Origin of the sequence: Bradyrhizobium campsiandrae (assembly GCF_014529705.1) — a bacterium.
GTDB classification, from domain to species: domain Bacteria; phylum Pseudomonadota; class Alphaproteobacteria; order Rhizobiales; family Xanthobacteraceae; genus Bradyrhizobium; species Bradyrhizobium campsiandrae.
The window spans coordinates 184,986-186,697 of record NZ_JAANIH010000008.1; the positions used below are offsets into that span (position 1 = coordinate 184,986).

The 1,712-nt window shown below is 57.4% G+C and carries 1 protein-coding gene and 1 pseudogene; both read left to right on the plus strand.

What is annotated here, in order from left to right:
* A pseudogene (locus G8O24_RS08495) lies at positions 1 to 380 on the plus strand (hypothetical protein); the annotation flags it as partial.
* Positions 381 to 846: 466 nt separating this feature from the next.
* On the plus strand, positions 847 to 1,434 hold the full coding sequence (locus G8O24_RS08500; RefSeq protein WP_188098301.1) for a hypothetical protein: 588 nt from the start codon (positions 847 to 849) through the stop codon (positions 1,432 to 1,434).
* Positions 1,435 to 1,712 lie beyond the last annotated feature (278 nt).

Sequence of the window (1,712 nt, forward strand, 5' to 3'; positions counted from 1 at the left end):
AGGCCTTCGACGGCACCGTGTGGAGCGCCTGGAAGGAATTCCACGTCAATCCGCCGATCAATCATGCTCCCGTCGTGAGCACCTCCGACTACAGCGCAACGCACGGTCAAAACATCTCAGCATCGAGCCTGTTCTCGGTCAGCGATGCCGATGTCGACAGCATGACCGCTTTCCGCTTCTGGGACTCGACCACCGATGCCAGCAGCGGGCACTTCGTCGTCAGCGGCGTGGCGCAGGGCACCAACCAGAACATCAATGTCACTGCAGCCCAGCTCGCCGGCACGACGTTCCAAAGTGGAGCGGTCTCAGACGATCTCTGGGTCCAAGCCTTCGACGGCACCACTTGGAGTGCCTGGAAGGAATTCCACATCGTGGTGTGAGAACAAGCCGACAGTGCATCGGACGTCGCTTTGAAGCATTCCGGCGTCCGAGGTACCGGTCGCGGAGCAAATGTCCTCCACGACCGATATCCATTGAGGTGGGCCTAACACCGCGTCACCCAAACGCGCTTTCGATCGTTCGAGTTGCCCCAAGTCAACCGCGCCAAGCCGAGCCACCAAAGCCCACTGGATCAGCGCGTAGGATGGGTTGAGCACTTGCGAAACCCATGCAGCGGAACGGAAGCTGTCGTTGCCGACGATCCTGCCACGGTTACGGAGAGCGACGAACGAGAAGTGATGGGTTTCGCAAGTGCTCAACCCATCCTACGCCCTACTGTGCAGATGGTGTGCTGTCGCCATAGCTCGACGCCATTGTGCTGGTCGTCAGATACCGCTGAACCAAGTCCATGATGTAGGTCACTACTGGAGATATAAATCAGGGAGAGGGGCGTTCCCCATTGTTGCGATGACCAAGTTCAAGATGAGACAGTGCTTGCTTATGGCCGCAGCATTGACTGCTGGCAGCCCGATGGCGCACGCTCAAGGCTTTTTTCAATCAGCTACTCCTCAAATCACCGTGCGCTCGAACGGCCAAGTAGAAGTTCAGCAACACGGCGTTACGGTTACGACGCCAGGTCCGACGAAACCCGGACTTCCGGACGTCAAGAGCGAGGGCAACGGCAAGGTTATCGACCAGGCCGTGACTGATATAAACAACGCCGCTCACTTACCGGAGAAGTTGGCCGACGACGCGATCAAGTCGATCGAAAGCGCCGCGACCAAGGCCATCACGAGCATTGTCGAGAACGTGAAGAAGAAGATAAATGACCAGATCGAGCAGTGGAAGAAAGATGCCGTGCCTTATCTCTACATGGCCGCCGGCATTTTCCTCGTCATCCTGCTGATTCCTGCACTCATTGCCTCACTCATAACAGCTTGGATCGTTCGCCGCGCGGGCCGCAAGCGGGCACTCAAGCAGGAGCTAGCCCTTCAGCAAGCTTTGATGGTCATTCATGCGTACGCGAAAAATGCGGGTGTGACAGTCGCGATCTAGACGTCCCTCTGACAACAGCCTGCGATCGCCTTCAGACGAGTGATGACAGCGCGTAGGATGGGTTGAGCACTTGCGAAACCCATGCAGCGGAACGGAAGCTGTCGTTGCCGACGATCCTGCCACGGTTACGGAGAGCGACGAACGAGAAGTGATGGGTTTCGCAAGTGCTCAACCCATCCTACGCCCCAACCCGCGCTGCCACCATATCCCGGGCGGACAAACGTCGGTTTGGGCCAATTCGAATTTTTCAAAGCGAAGGACGCCCAATGGAATTCGCT